Below are 1,107 nucleotides of genomic sequence, written 5' to 3' on the forward strand. Positions count from 1 at the left end.
CTTCTAAGGAGGTAGGACCTTCTTCGCAGTCACATCTCTAGGCTGTGGAACACCATGAAGAGGGCGCCACAATTGGGGACAAGACTGTAGACTACGTAGTCTACACTGACACTGTGCCCAATAATGAGCTAGGGGAGATTGGCGAGCTTGAAGTTGACGACCAAGGAGGCATTGTAGCCAATTCTGAACTGCAAGTCAGATCCGCTCTCTGGGTAGCCGGCGATGTTGCCAGGTAGTGCCCTAGGCTAACTTAATCAGCTAATTTGACATTATGCTAAACGCACGTCTCCGTTTGGAGGGCTACGAGCACGCCCTCCATACTGGCTTAATTGCGGGGGCCAACATGACAGGGGCTGAGAAGCCATACCTCCATCAAGCAGCCTGGCAGTACGTTGTGCCACCTGGACTCGATATGGAGGTGAGACTTTAGTTGTAGGCTAATACGCTAGTTTACAGGCGTTGTCGATCCCGAGCTGGAGACTGTGGGTGTTTGGGAGCAACCAGAAGGCAGCTATGAGCGGGGCGTGGTCTACTACCTGGCCCCTGCTAAAGGCGGGAGCCGTGTGGTAGGCGTGCTGACGTGGGGCATCCCGGGCCGCCTTGACGATGCCCGCCGCCTCATCAAGCGTGGCGACGTGTTCAGCGATCGCGCAGCACTGAAGCATGCCATCCCCTTCTTGACAGACGAGCAGCTGGACGCCCTCGAGAACGAGTGGCTCAAGGAGCACCCCGCACCAACTGAATCTCACTCTTCTGCCGAGTAAAGCTCTCTTTCTCTCTTTCTCGCTGCCTGCCTTTCCTGCGCACTTGAGGACTGCAGACGTGTACGTGGGAGGATATGAGTGATATAGAGGTCTGTGCCATCATCTGCTTCTTGATTTCAAGCCACGCTGGCGCGCCACCGTCACTTTTTTCCCTCGGCAAAGTGTATATTCCCTGCACACAATACCCAAACCAACCCGGTGTATCAGATCAGTGGAAAGTCGTGGGAGAAGGAGAGGCATTAGCTTAACCCAGCCTCGATAGTCAATGTCGTCGTCGGGTGTTATCAGTAGCCCTTTGGAGCGGTATTTTACGATAATTTCATCTGTGACTGCTGTTCTAGGA

1 protein-coding gene is annotated in these 1,107 nt (G+C 54.1%); it reads left to right on the plus strand.

The genetic code is table 11. The annotated features are described in order from the left end of the window. Window positions 1-482 precede the first annotated feature (482 nt). Window positions 483-764 (plus strand): hypothetical protein, encoded by a 282-nt coding sequence (locus V6D20_02855; protein HEY9814733.1) that lies wholly within the window; start codon window positions 483-485, stop codon window positions 762-764. Window positions 765-1,107: the final 343 nt, after the last annotated feature.

It is taken from the genome of Candidatus Obscuribacterales bacterium (genome assembly GCA_036703605.1).
Taxonomy (GTDB): Bacteria; Cyanobacteriota; Cyanobacteriia; order RECH01; family RECH01; genus RECH01.